The organism is Blastococcus sp. KM273128, assembly GCF_021698975.1.
Lineage (GTDB): Bacteria > Actinomycetota > Actinomycetes > Mycobacteriales > Geodermatophilaceae > Blastococcus.
The window spans coordinates 1-1,253 of the sequence record NZ_SSXA01000164.1 but is presented as its reverse complement, the minus strand read 5'-3'; the positions used below and the strand labels follow the sequence as shown (position 1 = coordinate 1,253).

The window sequence follows — 1,253 nt, the reverse complement described above, 5'->3', positions numbered from 1 at the left end:
CCCCGGGCTCAGGGGGTGGTCGCAACGCCCTGACTGAGCTGGGGGTCGGGGCATGGCGCAGACGGCGGAGCTGCAGCATCTGCGGCGGGCGTTCTGGAGAGGGATCCGCGACGGGCTGGCCACGGTGGCAGCGGCGAAGCAGGCCGGCGTGTCAGCCGGCCGGGGTTTCCGATGGTTCCGCGAGTGTGGCGGGGTGTCCCCTGTTGCGCTGGCCGAGCCCTCTGGCCGCTTCTTGGATCTGACCGAGCGGGAGGAGATCTCTCGCGGGCTGGCCGCCGGCGACAGTCAGGGCCAGATCGCTGGCCGGCTGCGCCGGAACAAGTCCACGATCAGCCGGGAGATCAGCCGGAACAGCTCTGCGGGTCGGCCCTATCGAGCGGTCGCGGCGCAGGTTGCGGCCGAGGCTCGGGCGCGGCGCCCCAAGTCGCGCAAGCTGGAACACCAGCCGCTGCACGAGGTGGTGCAGGCCGGGCTGACCGAGAAGTGGTCACCGCAGCAGATCGCCCGCCGTCTCAAGCGGGAGTTCCCCGACGATGAGGCGATGCACGCCAGCCACGAGACGATCTACCGGGCGCTGTTCGTGCAAGGCCGCGGTTCGCTGCGCCGGGAGCTCACCGCCAGCTTGCGCACCGGGCGGGCGATCCGCCGGCCGCGGCGGCGGGTCGATGGCCGCTCCCACCCCGACCGGCGGATCCCGGACAAGGTCATGATCAGCGAGCGCCCGGCCGAGGTCGCCGACCGGGCCGTGCCCGGGCACTGGGAAGGCGACCTCATCCTGGGCAAGAACAACCGCACCGCGATCGGCACCCTGGTGGAGCGCTCCACCCGCTTCGTGATGCTGCTGCACCTGCCCGGCGGCCCCGGTGATGCGGTGACCGTCCGGGATCAGATCGTGGCGACCATCGGCACCCTGCCGGACTTCCTGCGCCGCTCACTGACCTGGGACCAAGGCCTGGAGATGCGCCGGCACACCGAGATCACCATCGCCGCTGACCTGCCGGTCTACTTCTGCGACCCCCGCTCACCCTGGCAACGCGGCAGCAACGAGAACACCAACGGCCTGCTCCGCCAGTACTTCCCCAAGGGCACCGACCTCTCGGCCCACACCCCCGAGCACCTGGACTTCGTCGCCGCCCAGCTCAACGGCCGCCCCCGCGAGACACTCGGCTGGGACACCCCCGCCGAACGACTCGCCGCTCTACTCTCAGCCGACGATCACAACGGTGGCGTTGCGACCGCTCCTTGAGACCACC

The 1,253-nt window shown here is 71.3% G+C and carries 1 protein-coding gene; it reads left to right on the top strand.

What is annotated here, in order from left to right; all coding sequences use genetic code 11:
• Positions 1-52: 52 nt before the first annotated feature.
• On the top strand, positions 53-1,246 hold the full coding sequence (locus tag E9529_RS21410) for an IS30 family transposase (protein WP_308195313.1): 1,194 nt from the start codon (positions 53-55) through the stop codon (positions 1,244-1,246).
• The last annotated feature ends 7 nt before the right edge of the window (positions 1,247-1,253 follow it).

What these genes read in the sequence shown, in the direction of transcription:
- E9529_RS21410 (WP_308195313.1), top strand. Translation starts at nt 53, where the DNA reads ATGGCGCAGACGGCGGAGCTGCAGCATCTGCGGCGGGCGTTCTGGAGA.